This is a genomic window from Paraburkholderia sp. CI3 (assembly GCF_050436505.1).
GTDB lineage: Bacteria > Pseudomonadota > Gammaproteobacteria > Burkholderiales > Burkholderiaceae > Paraburkholderia > Paraburkholderia tuberum.
This window is the reverse complement of record NZ_JBNDMI010000004.1, coordinates 202376-221680: the sequence shown is the minus strand read 5'-3', so window position 1 is coordinate 221680 and position 19305 is coordinate 202376. Positions and strand designations below refer to the sequence as shown.

At 63.2% G+C, this 19305-nt stretch carries 12 protein-coding genes and 2 pseudogenes; 1 reads left to right on the top strand and 13 read right to left on the bottom strand.

The features are described 5' to 3' along the window. Positions 1–61: 61 nt before the first annotated feature. The 6 genes from OKW29_RS22500 to OKW29_RS22475 all read right to left on the bottom strand — a co-directional run bounded on the left by OKW29_RS22500 (position 62) and on the right by OKW29_RS22475 (position 11103). Complete coding sequence (locus OKW29_RS22500; RefSeq protein WP_429292673.1) at positions 62–1480, bottom strand: efflux transporter outer membrane subunit; 1419 nt, start codon at positions 1478–1480, stop codon at positions 62–64. Next, positions 1477–4629, bottom strand: coding sequence for an efflux RND transporter permease subunit (locus OKW29_RS22495; protein ID WP_429292672.1), 3153 nt, complete (start codon positions 4627–4629; stop codon positions 1477–1479). Before OKW29_RS22495 ends, OKW29_RS22500 begins: the two co-directional genes overlap by 4 nt. Beyond that, on the bottom strand, positions 4626–7700 hold the full coding sequence (locus tag OKW29_RS22490) for an efflux RND transporter permease subunit (RefSeq protein ID WP_429292671.1): 3075 nt from the start codon (positions 7698–7700) through the stop codon (positions 4626–4628). The genes OKW29_RS22495 and OKW29_RS22490 overlap by 4 nt, the downstream gene beginning before the upstream one ends. Before the next feature lie 12 nt (positions 7701–7712). Further along, complete coding sequence (locus tag OKW29_RS22485; RefSeq protein WP_187626734.1) at positions 7713–8711, bottom strand: efflux RND transporter periplasmic adaptor subunit; 999 nt, start codon at positions 8709–8711, stop codon at positions 7713–7715. 264 nt (positions 8712–8975) lie between these two features. Next, entirely contained in the window at positions 8976–10277 is a 1302-nt protein-coding gene (locus OKW29_RS22480) for an ATP-binding protein (protein ID WP_429292670.1), read from the bottom strand. A gap of 475 nt (positions 10278–10752) precedes the next feature. After that, positions 10753–11103 (bottom strand): hypothetical protein, encoded by a 351-nt coding sequence (locus OKW29_RS22475; RefSeq protein ID WP_184071171.1) that lies wholly within the window; start codon positions 11101–11103, stop codon positions 10753–10755. Positions 11104–11286: 183 nt separating this feature from the next. Here OKW29_RS22475 and OKW29_RS22470 point away from each other — a divergent pair. Further along, positions 11287–11529: pseudogene (locus tag OKW29_RS22470) on the top strand (transposase); the annotation flags it as partial. A 414-nt stretch (positions 11530–11943) separates the two neighbouring features. Here the strand turns inward: OKW29_RS22470 and OKW29_RS22465 are convergent. The 7 genes and pseudogenes from OKW29_RS22465 to OKW29_RS22435 all read right to left on the bottom strand — a co-directional run. After that, positions 11944–12097 (bottom strand): annotated as a pseudogene (locus OKW29_RS22465) (IS6 family transposase); the annotation flags it as partial. A 116-nt stretch (positions 12098–12213) separates the two neighbouring features. Then, positions 12214–13578 carry an amidase gene (locus OKW29_RS22460; RefSeq protein ID WP_429292669.1) on the bottom strand — a complete coding sequence of 455 codons (1365 nt, stop codon included), beginning with the start codon at positions 13576–13578 and terminating at the stop codon, positions 12214–12216. A 20-nt stretch (positions 13579–13598) separates the two neighbouring features. Then, entirely contained in the window at positions 13599–14579 is a 981-nt protein-coding gene (locus tag OKW29_RS22455; protein ID WP_184039821.1) for an ABC transporter substrate-binding protein, read from the bottom strand. A 41-nt stretch (positions 14580–14620) separates the two neighbouring features. Then, positions 14621–15475 (bottom strand): ABC transporter permease, encoded by an 855-nt coding sequence (locus OKW29_RS22450; RefSeq protein ID WP_429292668.1) that lies wholly within the window; start codon positions 15473–15475, stop codon positions 14621–14623. Beyond that, complete coding sequence (locus OKW29_RS22445) at positions 15472–16248, bottom strand: ABC transporter ATP-binding protein (protein ID WP_184044181.1); 777 nt, start codon at positions 16246–16248, stop codon at positions 15472–15474. The genes OKW29_RS22450 and OKW29_RS22445 overlap by 4 nt, the downstream gene beginning before the upstream one ends. Positions 16249–16300: 52 nt before the next feature. Further along, complete coding sequence (gene oxlT, locus OKW29_RS22440; protein ID WP_429292667.1) at positions 16301–17611, bottom strand: oxalate/formate MFS antiporter; 1311 nt, start codon at positions 17609–17611, stop codon at positions 16301–16303. A 112-nt stretch (positions 17612–17723) separates the two neighbouring features. Continuing rightward, entirely contained in the window at positions 17724–19292 is a 1569-nt protein-coding gene (locus OKW29_RS22435) for a gamma-glutamyltransferase family protein (RefSeq protein ID WP_429292666.1), read from the bottom strand. Positions 19293–19305 lie beyond the last annotated feature (13 nt).

Sequence of the window (19305 nt, the reverse complement as noted above, 5' to 3'; positions counted from 1 at the left end):
CTGGACCGCGCAGATCGGCAGACGACGTCACAACGGCGCGCCCGCCATCATGGGATCGAGCCTAACTCTTCGACGACATCCAGCCGCCGCCGAGGTTCTTCACGAGCCCAACGCCGCTTTTCGCCAGTGCCCCCTGCGTGTCGTTCAGGTTCTGTCTGGCCGTCAGTAGCGTCACTTGCTGAGTCAAATCGGACTGCTCGCTCGCGGTTCCGGCCGTCAGTTGCGCGGCGACGCTCTCCAGCAACTGCCGGTTGCGCTGGTAAATGTCGGCAAACGCGTGCTCCTGCTGGCGCAGATGGTTCAGCGACGACAGGCTGTCTTCCACGTTCTGGAACGCCGTGAGCACGGCTTCGCGGTAAGATGCGACGTCTTCGTCATAGGTCGCCTGCGCCTTGTGCACGGCGGCCACGCGGGCACCACCGTCAAACAGCGTGGCGGCAAGTGAGGGACCGAGGGTCCACATCCGGGTCGGCAATGAGAACAGCGTCGCGAAGGTGTTGTGTTGCACGAGACCCTGTGCCCGTAGATCGAGGTCGGGAAAGAATGCGGCCTTCTCTACCCCAATAAGCGCGTTCGCAGCAGCAGCGGTGCGTTCCGCGCTGACCACGTCAGGCCGTCTTTCCAGCAACGCAGACGGCAGCACGGATGGCACCTCGGGCTGGCGAAACACATAGTCGAGCCGCGGTGCAATCGACAACGAAGCCGGCGGCACACCCGTGAGCGCCGCGATTGCGTGCTCGTCCTGCTCGCGCGAGGTCTGTGAAATTTGCAGGTTCGCGACAACCGCCTCCTGCGTGTCCTGCGCGTACAGCAGATCGACTTGCGATGCGGTCCCCTGTGCCAGCGCTGTGCGCGTGATCGCGAGAATCCGCCCGTTGACCGCCTCCTGCTGCCGCAACAGGTCGATGTCGATATCGAGCTGGCGGATGTCGAAATAGTCGGTCGCCAGCGTCGCGGCAATCGACAAGCGCTCGCCGGCAAGCGTCGCATCCGCGCTCTGCGCGTTCGCCTTGCCCGACTCGATCTGCCGGCGCACGGCGCCCCACAGATCGACTTCCCAACTCGCGTCGGCCTTCGCGTATTGCGTCGTCGTGCCCGAGCTGTGCGAGGCCGACGCGTCGACACCGAGCGTCGGAAACAGGCTCGCCCGGTCTGCAGCGACGGTGGCCTGCGCGAGCCGATAGGCGGCCGCCGCGCCTGCGATCGACTGATTCGACTGCAGTGCTGCGTCGACGAGCCGGGATAGCTCGGGATCGTCGTACGCGTCCCACCACCGGGTTGAGAGCGACGCCTGCGGGTTGGGCGCCGCAAGTCGCCACTGTGTGCCCACTTCCTTGAACTGCGTTGGAATCGCTACGGCCGGCTGGCGATAGTCCGGGCCGACCGCGCAGCCCGAAAGCCAAAGCGTGGCGCCGAGCGCACAGGCGCAGCAGCGCATGCCGACCGACACGGCCGACAGGAATCCGAGGGGCGATTTCATGCGTGTTTCCTTCGGCGCCGCAACCGCTGCGACGCCCGATCGAGCCAGAGATAGATGACAGGGGTGGTATAGAGCGTGATGACCTGGCTGAACACCAGACCGCCGATGATCGAGATACCGAGCGGCTTGCGGAATTCGGATCCGTAGCCTGACCCCAGCACGAGCGGCAGCGCGCCGAAAATTGCGGCGACCGTCGTCATCATGATCGGACGGAAGCGGATCATGCCCGCGCGCACGATCGCCTCCTCCGGCGGCAGTGCATGCTGACGCCCTTCGGCAATCGCGAAGTCGATCATCATGATCGCGTTCTTCTTCACGATGCCGATCAGCATCAGCACGCCGATCAACGCGATGATCGACAGCTCCGTGTGAGTGAGCAGCAGCGCGATCAAAGCGCCGACGCCCGCAGAAGGCAGCGTCGAGAGAATCGTCAAAGGATGAACCAGATTCTCGTACAGCATGCCGAGCACGACGTACACCGACAACAGCGCGGCGAGGATCAGCAGCGGCTCGCTCGCCATCGACTCACGAAACGCTGCTGCCGTGCCCGCGAACGCGCCGGAGATACTCGCCGGCATTCTGAGCGCAGCGACGGCCTGACTGATCTGCTGCGTCACGGGTCCGATCGATGCACCGGGGCGCAGATTGAACGATACGGTAATGGCGGGGAACGTAGCCTGGTGATTGATCGAAATGGCGCTGGGGTCGGTCGAGAACCGGGCCATCGCGGCGAGCGACACCAACGCTGAACCGTTCGCCTGGGCCGCGGCCGACGGCGTAGCGGCGCTTGCGCCGGTTGCCCCCCCGGCGGCGGTCGTCGACGCGCCGCTCGTGGCGAGCGCCGGGCTCGCCGGAACATGGATGTCCTTCAGTACCGAAGGACTTGTCCAGTACTCGGGCGCCACCTCCATCACGACGTGATACTGATTCGCGCTCCCGTAGATGGCCGAAACCTGCCGTTCGCCGAACGCGTCATAAAGCGCCTCGTCGATATCTTTGAAGCTCACGCCCATTCGCGCGGCGGAGTCGCGGTCGACGTCGATGCCGACCTGCATGCTCTTGTCCTGCTGGTCGGTGTTGATGTCGGCCAGCGCCGGCATCTTGTGCATCTGCGCGACCAACTTCGGCACCCATCGATCGAGTGTCGCCTGGTCGTCCGCGGTAAGGGTGTACTGGTACTGCGCGGCGCTCTGTCGGCCACCGGCCGCGAGGTCCTGCAACGACTGCAGATAGAGCTGTGTCCCCGGCATATCGGCAAGCCGTCGGCGCACCTGAGCGATCACCTGATCGGCCGTCGCGCGACGCTCACCCAGGGGCTTGAGCGTGACGAACAGCAGTGCGTTGTTGAGCGCGTTCGCTCCCCCCACGAAGCCACCCACGAACGCGACGTTCGGATTCTCCTGCACCGCCTTGTTGACGATCTGGAACTGATGCTGCATCTCGTGCCAGGAGATGCTTTGCGACGCCTGCAGCGTGCCAAGCAGCAGCCCCGTGTCTTCCTCCGGGAAGAAGCCTTTCGGAACCACGGTGAACAGCCAGAGGTTCAGCACGAACACCAGCACCGTCACGCCACCCATCAATAGCGGATGCCGGATGACCCAGCGCAACGACGTGCCGTACAGGCGAGAAAATCCGCTCTCGTGATGCTCGTCGCCGTTCCCGGCTTGCTGTCCTCCGCGCAGGAAAATGCTCGTCAGCATCGGCGTGACCGTGAGCGAAATCAGCATCGACATCACGATCGCAACGGAAAGCGACACCGAGAACTCACGCAGCAGCCGGCCCATCAGGCCACCCATGAACAGCAGCGGGACGAATACCGCGATCAGCGAAACGCTGATCGAAAACACCGTGAAGCCCACTTCCTGCGCCCCTGCGAGTGCCGCCTCGATGGGCTTCTTGCCGCGCGCCAGATGCCGCATGATGTTTTCGACGACGACGATTGCATCGTCGACCACGAAACCGGTCGAAATGGTCAAGGCCATCAGCGAGAGGTTGTTCAAGCTGTAGCCAAGGACGTACATGACCCCGAACGTACCCAGCAGCGACAGCGGTACGACGATCGCCGGAATGAGCGTCGCGCGCCAGTTGCGGAAGAACGCGAACGTGACGGCCGTCACGAGCACGATGGATACAAGCAGCGTCATTTCGACGTCGAGCAGCGAGCCACGGATCGTCTTCGTACGGTCAACCGAAATCGCCAGCTTGATGGACGACGGGATCGCCGCCTCGAGCGCCGGCAGTTCGGCCTTCACGTTGTCGACGGCGTCGATCACGTTCGCGCCCGGTTCCTTATAGAGGACCAGCAACACGGCCGGCTTGCCGTTCGACAGGCCGTAGTTCTCAAGCTGCTCGACATCCTGACGTACATAGCCGAGGTCCGACACACGCACGATGTCGCCGTTGTTCTGCCTGACGATCAGCCGTCCGTAGTCGGCGGGCGAATACAGCATGTCGTTCGCGCCGATCGAATAGTTCTGCCCGCTCGCCGACATCGATCCCTTGGGCAAATCGACATTCGCATTCCCGATCGTGCTGCGGATCTGCTCCAGACTGATGCCGTAGTGGCTCACCCGATCTGGATTCAGTTCGACCCGCACCGCCGGCAGCGCGGCGCCGCCCACCACCACGTTGCCCACGCCGGTTGTCTGCATCAGCTTCTGTTGCAGCACCGTCGACGCCGCGTCGTAAAGCTGGGCTGGCGTGGCCGTGTCGGACGTCAGACTGATCACGAGGATGGGCGAATCCGCGGGATTGACCTTGCGATACGTCGGGCTGCCGTCCATGTTGGGCGACAGGTTGGTTTTCGCCGCGTTGATCGCGGCCTGCACGTCGCGTGCCGCGCCGTCGATATTCCTGCTCAGGTCGAACTGCAACGTGATCTGCGTTTGCCCGCGCGAGCTGACCGACGTCATCTGGGCCAGGCCCGCAATATGGCCGAACTGTCGCTCGAGCGGCGTTGTGACCGAGGTGGCCACCGTCGTCGGATCGGCGCCGGGCAGTTGCCCCTCTACCAGGATCGTAGGAAAGTCGATTTCGGGCAGCGGCGCAACCGGCAGCAGCCTGAATGCCAGGATACCGAACAGCGCAAGGGCGACCGCCAGCAACGTCGTCGCGATGGGCCGCCTGACGAATGGGCCAGACAGGTTCATTGCACATACTCCGTTACGATCGGCTCGTCCGCGGCAAAGCGTCTTTCCAGACGATGCATCGCCAGATAGATCACCGGCGTCGAGAACAAGGTCAGCAACTGGCTGACGCACAGGCCGCCGATAATCGCGATGCCAAGTGGATGCCTCAACTCGGAGCCCATGCCGGAGCCGAACGCGAGCGGCAGTGCGCCGAACAGCGACGCCATCGTCGTCATCAGGATCGGACGGAAGCGCTGTTCAGCCGCACGCCGGATCGCAGCGTGTGCGGACAGGCCGTGGTTGCGCTGCCCGTCCAGCGCGAAGTCGATCATCATGATCGCGTTCTTCATCACGATGCCGATCAGCAGCACGATTCCGATCAGGCCCATGATGTCGAACTGGGTTCCGGTCATCAGCAGCGCCAGCAGCGCGCCAAGCGCCGCCGAGGGGAGCGTGGACAGGATCGTGACGGGATGAATGAAGCTCTCGTACAGGATGCCGAGCATCAGATAGACCACGATCACGGCAGCGGCGACCAGATACCCTTCGCTCGCCAGCGACGACTGAAAGGTCGCGGCCGATCCTTCCAGCGACACCTGGACGGACTGCGGCAACCCTATCTGCTCCTTGACCCGCTCAAGACGGGCGATCGCCGTGCCGAGGCTGTATCCGGGAGCGAGATTGAACGACACGTCCGCATACGGGAACTGGCCCTTACGATCAATCCTCAGCGGCGCGGGCATTACCTTCATCGTCGCCATCGACGCGAGCGGCGCGAGGCTGCCCGACGACGTATCGACATAGAGTCCTGAAAGCAGATGCGCAAGGTCGTCGGCGTTGTTTCTCGCGACCAGCACCACGTGATACTGGTTCAGCTGCGTGTAGATCGTCGACACCTGGCGCTGCCCAAACGCGTCATACAGCACGTCGTCGATCGCCTGCGGCGTGATGCCAAGGCGCGACGCGGTATCGCGGTCGAACGTGAGTTGCACCTGATTGCCTGACTGCATCGCCTCGCTCTGCACGTCGGCAAACGCCGGATCGCCGCGCAACGCGCCAACCAGCTCGCCAGTCCAGCGAGTGAGCAGCGCCGGATCGGTCGACTGTACGCCGAGACGGTAGCTCGTCGTCGAGACGGTGTCGTCGAGCGTCAGATCCTGCACCGGATGCAGAAACAGGCGCACGCCCGCGAGGCCTGCGGTGTCATCGGTCAGTCGGCGGATCACCTCGTCGATGCGCGCTCGCTCGCCCTTGTCCTTCAGGTTGATCAACAGCGTGCCCTGATTGATCGTCGGTCTCGTCTGATCGATGCCGACAAACGACGAGAGACTTGCGACTGCCGGATCGCGTGCGATCCGGTCGACGACCTGCTGCTGTTGGCCGATCATGCGCTGGAACGAAATGGTCGGCGCGGCCTGCACGACACCTTCGATCAGACCTGTGTCCTGCTCGGGAAAGAAGCCCTTCGGCATCAGCATCAGCACGACGAACGTCAGCGTGGCCGTCAACACCACCGATGCGATCGTCAGGCGCCGATGCGACAACACCCAGTCGAGACCGCGTATGTACCTGCTGTTGAGCCGGTCGAAGAAATCGACCCGATGCGAGTGTGGCTGCGCTTTCAACATGCGCGAGCACATCATCGGCGTAAGCGTCAGCGATACGAACGCCGACAGGACGATCGCGACCGACAGCGTCAGCGCGAACTCGCGGAACAGGCGCCCGACCACGTCGCCCATGAACAGCAACGGGATCATGACCGCAATCAGCGACACGGACAACGAGACGATCGTAAAGCCGATCTCCTTCGCACCCTTGATCGCGGCCCTCAGGGGCGTTTGCCCAGCCTCGATGTAGCGCGTAATGTTCTCGATCATTACGATCGCGTCGTCGACGACAAAGCCTGTCGCGACAGTCAGCGACATCAACGTGAGGTTATTCAGCGAAAAGCCGAGCCCGTACGCGACCGCGAGCGTGCCAACGAGCGAAAGCGGCACGGTGACTGCGGGAATCACGGTAGCGGGCACATTGCGCAGGAATACGAAGATCACCATCACGACGAGCGCCACGGCGATTGCCAGCTCCGTTTCGACGTCGGCAACCGACGCGCGGATCGTCTTCGTGCGATCCGTCAGCACGGCGACCTTCACCGATGCGGGCAAGCTCGCCCGCAGTTGCGGCAACAGCTTCTGCACGCTATCGACCACATCGATCACGTTGGCGCCCGGCTGCCGCTGGATGTTCAGCACGATAGACGGCGTGCTGTTGGTCCATGCCGCCTGTTGCAAATTCTCGGCGCTGTCGATCGACCTGGCGATCTGCGCCAGCCGAACCGGTGCGCCTTGCCGGTACGCGATGATCAGGTCGCGATAGTCCGCCGCCGATTGCAGCTGGTCGTTCGCACCGATCGAATACGACTGGTATTTTCCGTCGAGACTGCCCTTCGCCTGGTCAACGTTGGCACTGCCGAGCGCGGTGCGCACGTCGTCGATCGACATGCCGAGTGCGTTGAGCGCGCCGGTATCGGTCTGCACCCGCACGGCCGGCCGCTGACCGCCGCTGATTGTGACGAGGCCCACGCCTGAAATCTGCGAGATCTTCTGCGCAAGCCGGGTATCGGCCAGGTCCTCGATCTTCGTCAGCGGCAGCACGTCGGATGTCAGCGACAGCGTGAGCACCGGGGGGTCGGCAGGGTTGACCTTGCTGTAGACAGGCGGATACGGCAGATTAGCCGGCAGAAAGCTCGAGGACGCATTGATCGCGGCCTGCACTTCCTGCTCGGCGACGTCGAGCGAGAACGACAGATCGAACTGCAACGTGATCACCGATGTGCCGTTCGAACTCGTCGAGTTCATCGCCTTCAGCCCCGACATCTGGCCGAGCTGTCTTTCGAGCGGCGAGGTGATGGACGAACTGACCACATCCGGGCTTGCGCCGGGATACTGCGTGTAGACCTGGATCGTCGGATAGTCGATTTCCGGTAGCGCCGAAACAGGCAGCAGGATGTATCCCAGCACCCCGGCCAGAAACAACGCGATCATCAACAGCGCGGTCGCAATGGGTCGCTCGATAAAGATTCGTGAAGCGTTCATCGTCGACTCCGCTCAGTGCGCCACGACTTTCACGAGCGAGCCGGTATCGAGCCTGTCTGCACCGTCGGTCGCGACCCGCTCTCCTTCCTTCACCCCGCCATCGAGAATCGCCGTGTCGTCGCCTTTTACCGGTCCGGTCTTCACGTTGCGCAATGCCACTGCGCCTGCGCCGCCGATCACGAAAACGAAATCGCCGTTCGCGCCATGCTGGATCGCCGTAGTCGGCACGACCGGAATCCGCTGCAGCGTGTCGACCTGCATCCGGACATTCACAAATTCGTTCGGGAACAGCGCGCTGCCGGAATCGGGGAAGACGGCCTTGACGTTGATCGTGCCGGCGCTCGTATTGACGAGGTTGTCGACCGCAAGCAGCGAGCCCTTCGCCAGCAACGATTTGCCGTCACGGTCATAGGCCAGCACCTGAACCTCCCCCTGCGACATCGCCCGCCGGATCCGTCCCAGGTAGTCTTCCGGCACCGAGTAGATCACGGTCGCCGGCTGCAGCTGCGTGATGACCGCGATACCGGTCGTGCTGGTGCTGCTCACGTAGTTGCCGGGGTCGACCAGGCGCAGGCCCACCACGCCATCCACGGGAGACGTGATGGTGCAATAGCCGACCTGAACCTGCAGATTGTTCACGTTGCCCGTGTCCGCCAGCACGGTGCCTTCGTCCTCCTGGACGGTAGCTACTTGCGTATCGAGCGTCTGCTGCGTAATCGAGCCCGCTTTGATCAGCTGCTGATAACGTTGCAGGTCCAGTTTCGCGTTTGCGAGTACAGCCTGGTCATGACGCAGCGTACCCTGTGCCTGCAGCAACTGCGCTTCGAGCGCCCGCGAATCGATGCGTGCAATCACCTGTCCTTTCCTGATCGTCTGCCCCTCGCTGAAATCGACGGAACGCAGTATCCCGTTGACCTGCGTGATGACCGTGACGGTACGTGTCGGTGTCACGGTGCCGAGCGAGTCGATATAGACAGGAACATCGGTAACCGAAGCCGCAACCGCGCTCACGGGGATCGGATCTGGTGCGACAGCCGTCTGACGGTGAGCGTGAGCCTGGTGGAACCACCCAACGGCCACGACGCCGGCCATGAATATACTAAGTAGCGCAAAGTATCTTGTAAGGTTTTTCATCACACAACCTGAAAAATGGCCATCTCATCAAATGCTTACGCTGCCCTGCCCGACCCTTTGGGCGGGGCTCGAGCGTCACATTAAGTCGTAGTCCCTGCCACACCACGTCGACGGCGCAGTCATCGCGCCGACAAGTGCCCGTTAAGGAATGGGAATTTGCACCACGGCCTTGAGTCCGGACGGCGCATTCTGGAAGAGATCGAGCGTGCCGCCATGCTGCTGTGCGACGTGCTCCGCTATCGCGAGGCCGAGGCCGCTCCCGCCCTTTCGATCCGCCTCTGAGCCGCGCCGGAATGGTTGCTTTATCAACGACAGAAGCTCTTGAGGCAGGCCCGGCCCCCGATCCTCAACCGCAATCGTGACACTTCGCGCGTCCATGGTAGTCCGGACTGCGAGCCCGACCTGACCGTACACGACCGCGTTCTGCATCAGGTTCATCAACAGGCGCTGCATGCCGACCGGTCGGAACGCAACAGGTGGCAATTCCGCGAGCGACAGTTCGAACGTGCGACCGAGACCTGCATAGTCGGCGGCGAGCTGTTCGATCAGCGCGTTCAGATCGCCGTGCGTCGCCGGTTCGCTATCCCACCCACGGGCGAAATCGATAAACTGCTGGACGATCGTGTCGATCTCCTCGACAAAGCGTTCCGCACTGGCGGCCGGGGCCTCGAATGACTCCGGCGCGAAGATGGCCATGCGCAGCTTGGTCAGCGGCGTGCGGATGTCATGCGATATGCCCGCAAGCATTTCGGCGCGCGTCGCTTCGAGATCTTCGAGCGTCGACGCCATCCGGTTGAACGCCTCCGCTACTGTTGCCAGCTCGCGCGGGCCGCTCACGGGAACCGCTTCGGGCCAAACGCCACGCTCGATGGTGCCGGCAGCGCGCGCCAGCCGGCGCAGCGCCTGTTCGACCGGCCGGTGGATCAGATAGGCCCCAAGAGCAGGAAGGGTAGCCGCACTTAACAACAGGCCGATCAGCGCCCAAGGCAGCGTACTGCTCATGGCCGAGGTTCCACGCAGCCCCACCCAGTAGTGCATGTCCTGCACATGTAGACGCACCCAGATCCGGTGCCCGTCGCGCTCCCAGCGAAGCTGTTCGTCCAGCGCAAGTTCCGATGCCAGCCGAGCGAAGAAGCGGTGCGCCATGTAGTCGGGAGGCAACCCGTCGTGAGCCTGTGGCGGCGGCAGTTCACCTTGGGGCGCTCCGTTCATTTCGAGCAGTTGCCGGTTTCGCTCGTCGTCCGGCAGCACTGACAACAGCCGGTCCAGGATCCGGATCTGCGATGCCACGAGCGCTGCGCCATCGTCAACTCTGGGCTTCTGGATAAAGTTCAGATAGACGGCAAAGACCAGGATCTGACTTGTCAGCATCAGTACAATCAACAGCAATACGTTGCGCGCGAAAAGAGAACCCCGCCATACCGACATACCGCTTCCTTTCATCTCGCTCTCTCGATGACCTGCTACGCAGGTATACATAAAACAGTCAGATGCCTTTTGCATTCGATTGACCAGTCCCGGGATCGCAGTGGGTCCTGTGCATCCTTGCCCGGGAAAGGCACTCATCCACTTGCGCGGTCATGCCATACAGCGCGTCCAAAAGGATGGCGGACGAATTGCCATAGCGTCGCGCGAGCTCCGCCAGGTTCATTAGCGCCGCATACGGCACTGTGCACTGCGATGCCAAGCTGTTAAACGATGGTGAATTATCGCTGCGGGGGACCATCGTTTGGGTGCACGTCCATTCAGCCTCATGCACCCTGCAACCGTAAGTGCACCGAGGATGCCCAGCAGCACAAAGTCGGCAACCAGCAGACCGCGGCGAGCAGCGTTGGCGCCGAAGCGATGTGCAACATGGCATTGCTGCTTTGATGGACCGGGGTGATGTATCGCACGAGACGGGTTCGGCGCAGAGATTTCACGACCAGTGACCGGCCACCCAAACCCCACCTACCCAGTGACCAGGCATCCAGACGCGACGCGGCACCGTAACTACATACATCTCAGGACGACGCGGCATGACGACGACCGCCATGGGAGGTGGGGGCGCTGGCGCAACCGTCACAACCGGTGCGACTGCCGCCGGCACGGCGGCGGCTGCGTAACCGTTTTGCTCGACCACGGTCGGCGGCGCATAGACAGGTGTCGCCGGAACGACAGCGACGGGGGCCGGCACGGCGACACCGACGACCACGCCGGCGAATGCGGAAGCAGTCATGCATGTGAGCAAAGCCCCACCCACCAGCATGGCAAACGTTCGAGTTTTCATGAGCATCCTCCTTTACATAGAGGGCGCACGAAGTGGATTGCGCGCCGAGAAGAGAATGTACAGAGATCGCGACCTCAAATCTGTTGGAAAGGTGTGTCAAAAAATGTCACTTTGGCACTGGCGGGTAAGTGGAAAAGCTGGGACGTGAGTCGGTCATAATGGCCGGCAACAAGGAACCAGAAGATGACGAAACGCAACCGACGGACACACTCACCGGCGTTCAAGGCAAAGGTGGCACTCGCGGCGCTCAAGGGCGACAAGACGCTGGCCGAGCTGGCCCAGCAGTTTGATGTGCATCCGAACCGGATCACGGACTGGAAGAAGCAACTGCAAGAGCGTGTTGCCGAAGTGTTCGAGACGGGCCAGACATCGGCCGAGCCCCCGGTCGATGTGAAGGTGTTGTACGCGAAGATCGGGCAATTGACTCGTAAGCGGCTCAGCTGGGCCGTTCGTCCCGTTCGTCCATTCGCGCGCGTGTGAGGCATGATGGCGAACTGGAGTTGGCGGTCAACACGCAGATCAGCCTGAACTCGCTGACAACCTCGTGCCCTTGCGCCTGCCAGACAGCCAGTTGCTCGCGCACGACGAAAGCTCGGTCGACGTCGACGCGATCTGGACGCGTTGCTTCGATCCGGATGCCTAGGGCCTGTTCACGCTAATAACGGGCTTGCGCTGACCGCCAGAAGGTTTTTTTAAAACAGGGGAACGTGCCTTTGCGCCCGTATTGCGGCGTCGGTCGTCGCTTGTTTGGCTCGGCCAAACGGCGCTCCTCTCTCCTTGCACTACGCGCGCAAAGGCACGTTCGCAAGCCCGTTATTAGCGTGAACAGGCCCTAGTCAATTTCTCTGGGGCCCGGAAGCCACGCATTCGGCGCTCGCGCTCGCGCGTCGGCTGATGACTGCTTTGCGCGGTTGTTGACACGAGCGCTCGCCTTGACGAACACATGCCTGACGTTCGCCAGTTCAGGGATATTGGCCTTCGCCGCCGGATAGCTGCTGCGAACACGGCTAGCGGAATTTACGAACATCAACACCGGCCGATGGGAAAGGCCAGCTCACCGGCCCCTCGGCGTTATGCGGTTTTCGATTGCCCCCGGCCTTGCCTCTGCGCTCAGCCGTGCTGCTGAGCCACCGTCGCTTGCCAGCCAGTGCGCGCTTCCACCCACTCCGCCAACATCAGCAAATCCAGGTCGCCGCGAGCGGCGCCCACCAGTTGTGCGCCAAGCGGCAAGCCCGCCGGCCCGAATCCCACCGGAACGGTCACGGCCGGTACACCGAGGAACGTCCACGGTGCGCAGAACGATGCGTCGCCCGTATAGTCGAGTCCGCGCGGCGGCTCGCCCGTGGCCGGCGCGACCAGCAGCGCATCGAGCGCCATCGTGCGCGTCAGCCAGTCGTGAAAGCGATGCGCCATCGGCATCTGCGCCGCCTTGATCCTGGCGTAGGCGGTGACGGGCAGCTTGCGTCCCTCGTCGACGAGACCGCGCATTGCCTGGCTCACGAGCTCGGGCGTGCGATCGACAAGTTCGCCGTGCGTGATGGCCGCTTCCACGGACATCAGTTTCAATGCATGCGCGGGCGTTTCGAAGATCTCGACAGGCAGATCGACTGAGACTATCTCGGCACCGTCTCGCGCGAGCTGGGCCGCGAGCCTGTCCAGCGCGGCCTGCTGCGCCGGCTCGACCTCGCCGCCGACCTGTTTCGACAGCACGCCGATGCGCCGCGTCCCAGTGCCGCGCGTCGTCGCGGCAGTGTGCGGAACGTGCGAGACGTGCGGATCGGCTGCATCGGCCCCAGTGACGAGCGCCAGTGTGTAAGCTACATCGGCGACGCGCGTCGCGAACATGCCGACGTGATCGAGCGACCACGCCAGCGGCAACACGCCCGTGCGCGCGATCGCGCCATAAGTCGGCTTGAACCCGACGATGCCGCAGTACGCCGCAGGCCGGATCACCGAGCCCTGGGTCTGCGTGCCGAGTGCGAGCGGCACGATGCCCGCCGCCACCGCCGCCGCGGAGCCACTCGACGAACCACCCGGTGTGAACCCGCCATTCCACGGGTTGACGGTCGCGCCCGGCTGACGCCAGGCGAATTCGGTGGTCACGGTCTTGCCGATAATCGACGCGCCCGCCGCACGCAGACGCGCCACCACCCACGCATCGTGCTCAGGGCGTCGGCCCTTGTAGGCCGGTGAGTTGAATTCGGTCGGCATGTCGGCGGTATCCAGAACGTCCTTCACCGCGACAGGCACGCCCGCCAACGGCGCCGTCGCATCGACGGCATTGACCGGCGCGATTTCCGGCAAATAGCAGAACGCATGCAATGACGCATGCAATGACGCCTGCGATTCGCACGCGGCATCGTAGGCGCGCACGACGTACTGCGCGACGTCTGCATTGCCCGAGGCGACCTCGGCGCGAATCCGGGCGATAGTGGGAATCGGGGCGACGGTGGAAGAAGCAGGGAACATGGTCATGGAAGCGTCGGCAAACGGTGTCATTTCGCGGCAAGCGCCGGCTGAATGTAACTCTGAACGATGAACCTATCGTAGCTGGGTTGCTGCTTCAGGTTGCCGAGCGCGATCTGCGTGTCCATCGCGACGGTCAGCGCTTTCGGCGTGATGCCGACGTTCTTCGGATACACGCCTTCGTCCAGCATGCGCTTGACGGCGGCATCGACCACCACGGGATCGAGCGTCGGGAATTCCTTGCGAGCGATCGCCGCGGTTTCCGCAGGATGGCCCTGCATGAAAACCAGCGCGTTTTGCAGCCCCTTCACGAACCTCGCGGCCGCATCAGGATCGACGCTGCGTTTGGCGGAGATCGACGAGAACGCGTATTCGCCATAGAGCTTCGGAAAGCCGAGCACGACTTTCATGCCCTTCGCGACGGCCTGATCGAGGCCCGGCTCATACATCACCGCGATCTTCGACTGACCGGCGACCAGCGGTCCGATCTCCGAGCCGAGCGGCACCTGAACCAGCTTGATGTCACTCTGGGACATGCCGTTCTCCTTCAACAGCTTGAAGAACAGCGACGTGCTCGTAGTCGGCATCTGTCCCGACACGACAACCTGATCCTTCACATCCTTGATGCCGCTGAACTTCACGTCCGGCGCAACCGCGATCCACACCGCCGCACCGTTCACGACGTTGGCGATCACGTCGACATCCGCGCCCTTCTCGGCGGCCACGGCCGTCCACTCCGGCCCGTGCAGCGAGAAATCGGCGCTGCCCGACAGCACGGCGGAGAGCGCCGCGCTCGGGCTACCCGCCGTCTGCTTGCTAACGTCGAGTCCCTGCTTCTCGAAGAAGCCACCGTCGATCGCTACATAGAGCGGCAAATACAGCATCGACTGGAACGCCTGCGAAATAGTCACTTTCTTGCCTGCGGCAAGCGCCGGCGTCGAAACAGCTGCAACGCTCACTGTTAAAGCGATGCTCAGCGCGGTCAGCGCCTTTCTTGCGGTTAGTGCCATCGTCTGTCCTGAGATGAAGTGGTTGGACTGCCGGAAATGGGTTAAACCTTGAGCGTGGTGGTATTCGACGCCTGCCGCCACGGCAGCAGCTTGCGCTCGAGCAGGTCGATCAAAAAGTACAGAACGAAGCCGATCGCCATCAGTACGAACAGGCCCGCCCACACGGTGTTGAGGTCATACAGGCTCGACGCTGTGAAGATCATGTGCCCGAGGCCCTCCTCTGACGAGATGAATTCGCCCACCACCGCGCCAACCAGACCGAAGCCGACGTTGATGCGAAAGGTGGAGATCACATAGGGTAGAGTGAACGGCACCACCACTTTCATGAAGACATCGTTTTTGTTCGCGCCGAGCGTGACAAGCAGCGCCTGCAAATCGGGATCGGCGTCTTTGGCCGCTTCATACGCGGCGATCAGCGCGACGATCGCGGTCAGCGAAATGGCCAGCGCGACCTTCGAGATCAACCCGGTGCCGAACCACAAGATCACGATCGGTGCGAAAGCGATCTTCGGCACACTGTTGATCGCGACGATGAATGGCTCGATCAGCCGCGCGACGAACGGCGAATACCACAGCGCGAGCCCGCACACCGATCCGACCGCCGTGCCGAACACGAAACCGAGAATGGCTTCGAAAAGCGTATAGCCGGTGTCGATAAAAAGCTGATGCGATTGCATGTCGCGCACGAGCGCCGCGAGGATTTTCGACGGCGAGCCGACGAGGAAATTCGATACCCAGCCCAGGCGCGCCGCCCCTTCCCAGATGGCGAAGAACGCAATCACGGCCGCCAGTTGCAGCAGCGAGCGGCCCCAGCCGCTGTCAAGTGCGTACCGCACGCGAGCCTTCGGTGCACGCCGTGCCGGTGCCGATTTATCGATGGAAATGGACTGTGTCATGCTGCCTTTACCTCCGTCTGAATATCGAGCTCGCCGCACAATGCATGAAAGTAACCCGCGAAGTTGGGGTCGCTGCGCGCACCGATCGGCGAGCGCGCGGCGATGTCGATGTCATAGATCTTCTTCACCTGCGAAGGCCGGCCACCGAGCACGACCACGCGCCTGGACAACGCGACCGCTTCGTCGATGTCGTGTGTGACGAGCACCACTGTCTTATGGAACGTTTCGACAGCTTCCATCAACACGCCTTCCAGGTACAGGCGCGTCTGGTAGTCGAGCGCCGAGAACGGCTCGTCCAGCAAGATGATGTCGGGATCGTTGATCAGCGTGCGGATGAGCGCGACGCGCTGACGCATGCCGCCCGACAGCATGCGGGGATAGGCATGTTCGAAGCCCGCGAGGCCATACGTGTTGAGGTATTCCATCGCCATGTCGTGCGCCTGAGCGGCCGGCATATTCGACAGTTCCGGTCCGATCAGCACGTTTTGCAGCACGGTACGCCACGGCAGCAGCAGGTCGCGCTGCATCATGTAGCCGACCTTGCCGCGTAAGCCGTCGACGCTTTGCCCGCGATAGACGATATCGCCGCTATCCGCCTCGAGCAGGCCGGCGATCACATTGAACACGGTCGTTTTCCCGCAGCCCGAAGGCCCGATGATGCTGACGAAATCGCGTTCGTGAATATCGAAGGTCAGACCGCCGAGGACGTCGACCGAGCCGAGTTTGTTCGAAAACGATTTGCGGATATTGCGTAAGGCAAGCTGAACGGGCATGTTTGTTCCTCGACGACGGTTCGGTGTGCATTGCGGCAGACGGCGGGCGGAGTCAAACGCCCCGCTGTGCGGCGAGAAAGCGGCGGCGCATCGGCTTAAGCACGGCAATGGCCAGCAGTGCGGTGGCGATGTCGAGCGTGATCGCGGTGGAGAACACCGGCTCCCAACTGCCCGCGTGCTGATGCAGCAATGCCGCGAGCGGGCCGCCGAAGATCGAGCCGATCCCTTGCGAGATGTAGAGCCAGCCGTAGTTCTCGGTGGCGTGACGCGTGCCGAAGGTGTCCGTCAGCGTCGCCGGGAACAATGAGAAGATTTCGCCCCAGCCGAAGAACACCACGCCCGACAGCAGTACGAATAGCACGGCGTTATCGCGCGTGAGCAGCCACAGCGCCATTGCTACGCCTTCGAGCGCGAACGCGAAGAACATCGTGTTCTCGCGCCCCACCTTGTCCGACACCCAGCCGAACAGCGGCCGCGTGAGTCCGTTCGTGAAGCGGTCGATTGTCAACGCCAGCGGTAGCGCAGCCAAGCCGAACACGAGCACCTTGGTCACGCCGAAGTCGGCGGCGAAAGTGGCCATCTGCGAGGTGACCATCAGACCCGACGTGGACATCATGGTCATCATCGCGAACATCAGCCAGAAGAGCGGCGTCTTCAGTGTCTGAGACGGGCGAAAACTCGCGACCGTCGGCGCGGAAATGGAACCCGCGGAACCCGCGGAACCGGCGGCATCGTCGTGCGAAGGCGGCACGCGCAAACCCTGCGAAGCCAGCAGACCGACCACTGCGAACGCTATGCCGAACATCCACAGCGTGGCTTCGATGCCGCGTGTCTGCAGCGACGTGGCGATCGGGAACGTCGTGACGATCGCGCCCATGCCATAGCCGGCAGCCACCGCGCCCGCCGCGAAGCCGCGCCTGGTCGGGAACCAGCGCACCATCAGCCCCACCACGCCGACATACACAATGCCCGTGCCCAGCCCGCCGATCACACCGTAGGTCAGATAGAGCATCGGCGCGCTATGCACCTGCGAGGCCAGAATCCAGCTCAGGCCCGCCATCGCGGTGCCGATCGAGATCGGCATGCGCGGTCCGAAGCGGTCGATCAGCTTGCCCTGAAACGCCGAGAAAAACGTCTGCAATATGATCAGCAGCGAGAACGTGACTTGCAGTTCAGGTAGCGCTACGCCGAGTTTCGCGGCGAGCGGTTTGGTCATCAGCGTCCATACATATTGCGGACTCGAGATCGCCATCATGCAGACGAGACCCAGCCCCAGCTGAAGCCAACGGTTGTCTGTCACGGTGGTCGAAGCGCTGCGGAGGTCCGCCGACGCTATGGATTGCGAGCGTGTGGGTGTGGTCATCGAAACTCCATTTACTGAGCAAATGCCTGCCGGCGCCCGGCAGACGTGCAGCGTCCTCCGGGCCTCAAAGGCCGGACCTGCAATCTGATTGAAAAAAAGCGCGCGTGTGCGTCTACCAGCCCGCGGCTGCCCCGTCACTGCGCGGATCGTAGCCCGCTTCAATCAATCCATCTGGATACCGAACGATTGCGCCGGCGTGTCCCATTGCCTCGTCGTAGGCCTGCATCGTCTCGACCTGGTGGCCGAGCGCTTCGAGCCGGGCCACTGTGCCGGGAGCGAAGCGCGCTTCGAGCTTGAGCGTGTCGGTCGACTGGCCCCAGGTCCGGCCCAGCAGCCAACGCGGCGCATCGATCGCGGCTTGCGGATTCCAGCCGAATTTCGCGATGCGTGAGAAAACCGCGCTCTGCGATTGCGGCTGGCCGTCGCCGCCCATGTTGCCGTAGACCATCGTACGGCCGTCGGCAAAACGTGCGAGCGCCGGGTTCAGCGTATGAAAAGGCCGGCGCAGCGGCATCAGCGGATTGCGTGCGCGCTCGTCGAGCGAAAAACTGCAGCCGCGGTTCTGCCAGTTGATGCCCGACCCCGCCAGCACGATGCCGCTGCCGAACTCGTGATAGATGCTCTGGATGAAGCTCACCGCGACGCCGTTGCTGTCTGTCACGCCAAGCCACACCGTATCGCCCGGCCCGCGACCGGCGCCCCACGGCGCGGCCTGGGTGATCGAGACTTGCGCGGCCATTGCGTCAAGCGCGGCCGGCTGCAGCAACTCACGCGGATCGACGCGCATGTAATCCGGGTCGGTAATCTCGGCGTCGCGCACGGCGAACGCCAGCTTGGTCGCTTCGACGCACGCATGCACGAACTCGGGACCAAGCGGGTCCATGTCCTTCGTCAGCACCCGATCGAGGATGCCCAGAATCAGCAGCGACACCAGCCCCTGGGTCGGCGGGGGCATGTTATAGATCGTGCCCAGCGAGTGCTTGAGCGCGAGCGGCGTTCGCAGGCACGCCTCGTGCCGTTCGAGATCCGCAAGGCTCAGCAGGGAGCCCGCCGACTGCAGATCGCCGGCAATGCTGCGTGCGAGGTCGCCCCGATAGAAGTCGTCGAAGCCCGCGTCGGCCAGACGTTCGAGCGTAGCGGCAAGACGCGGTGCGACGAAGCGCTCGCCGGTAACGGGCGCGGAACCGCCGGGTAGAAAGGTTTCGGTGAAACCCGCGATCGGGCGCAATTCGGCAAGGCGGCTCTCCACACACTGCGCGTGGCTGCACGTGACCGGCACGCCGTGCTTCGCGTAATGGATCGCGTCTTCCAGCAGGCGTTTGACCGGCAGCCTGCCCCCGAGCGTTTCAGCCGACCAGCGCTGCGCGCGCTGCCAGCCCGACACCGTGCCGGCCACGGTATTGGCTGCGAGCGGGCCGCGCACGGGAATCGCCGACAGTCCGCGCGCGCGGTATTCGTCGATTGTTGCGGCCAGCGCCGCCGCGCCACATGCTTCGATGCCGACCGGCTCGGCGCCGGGACGGGAGATCAGCCAGAAGCCGTCCCCGCCTATGCTGTTCATGTGCGGATAGACGACCGCGATGGTCGCGGCGGCGGAAATCATCGCTTCGACGGCGTTGCCGCCTTCACGCAGGATGGCGAGAGCGCTCTGCGCGGCGAGCGCGTGGGGCGCAACCGCCATGCCGCGGGTTCCG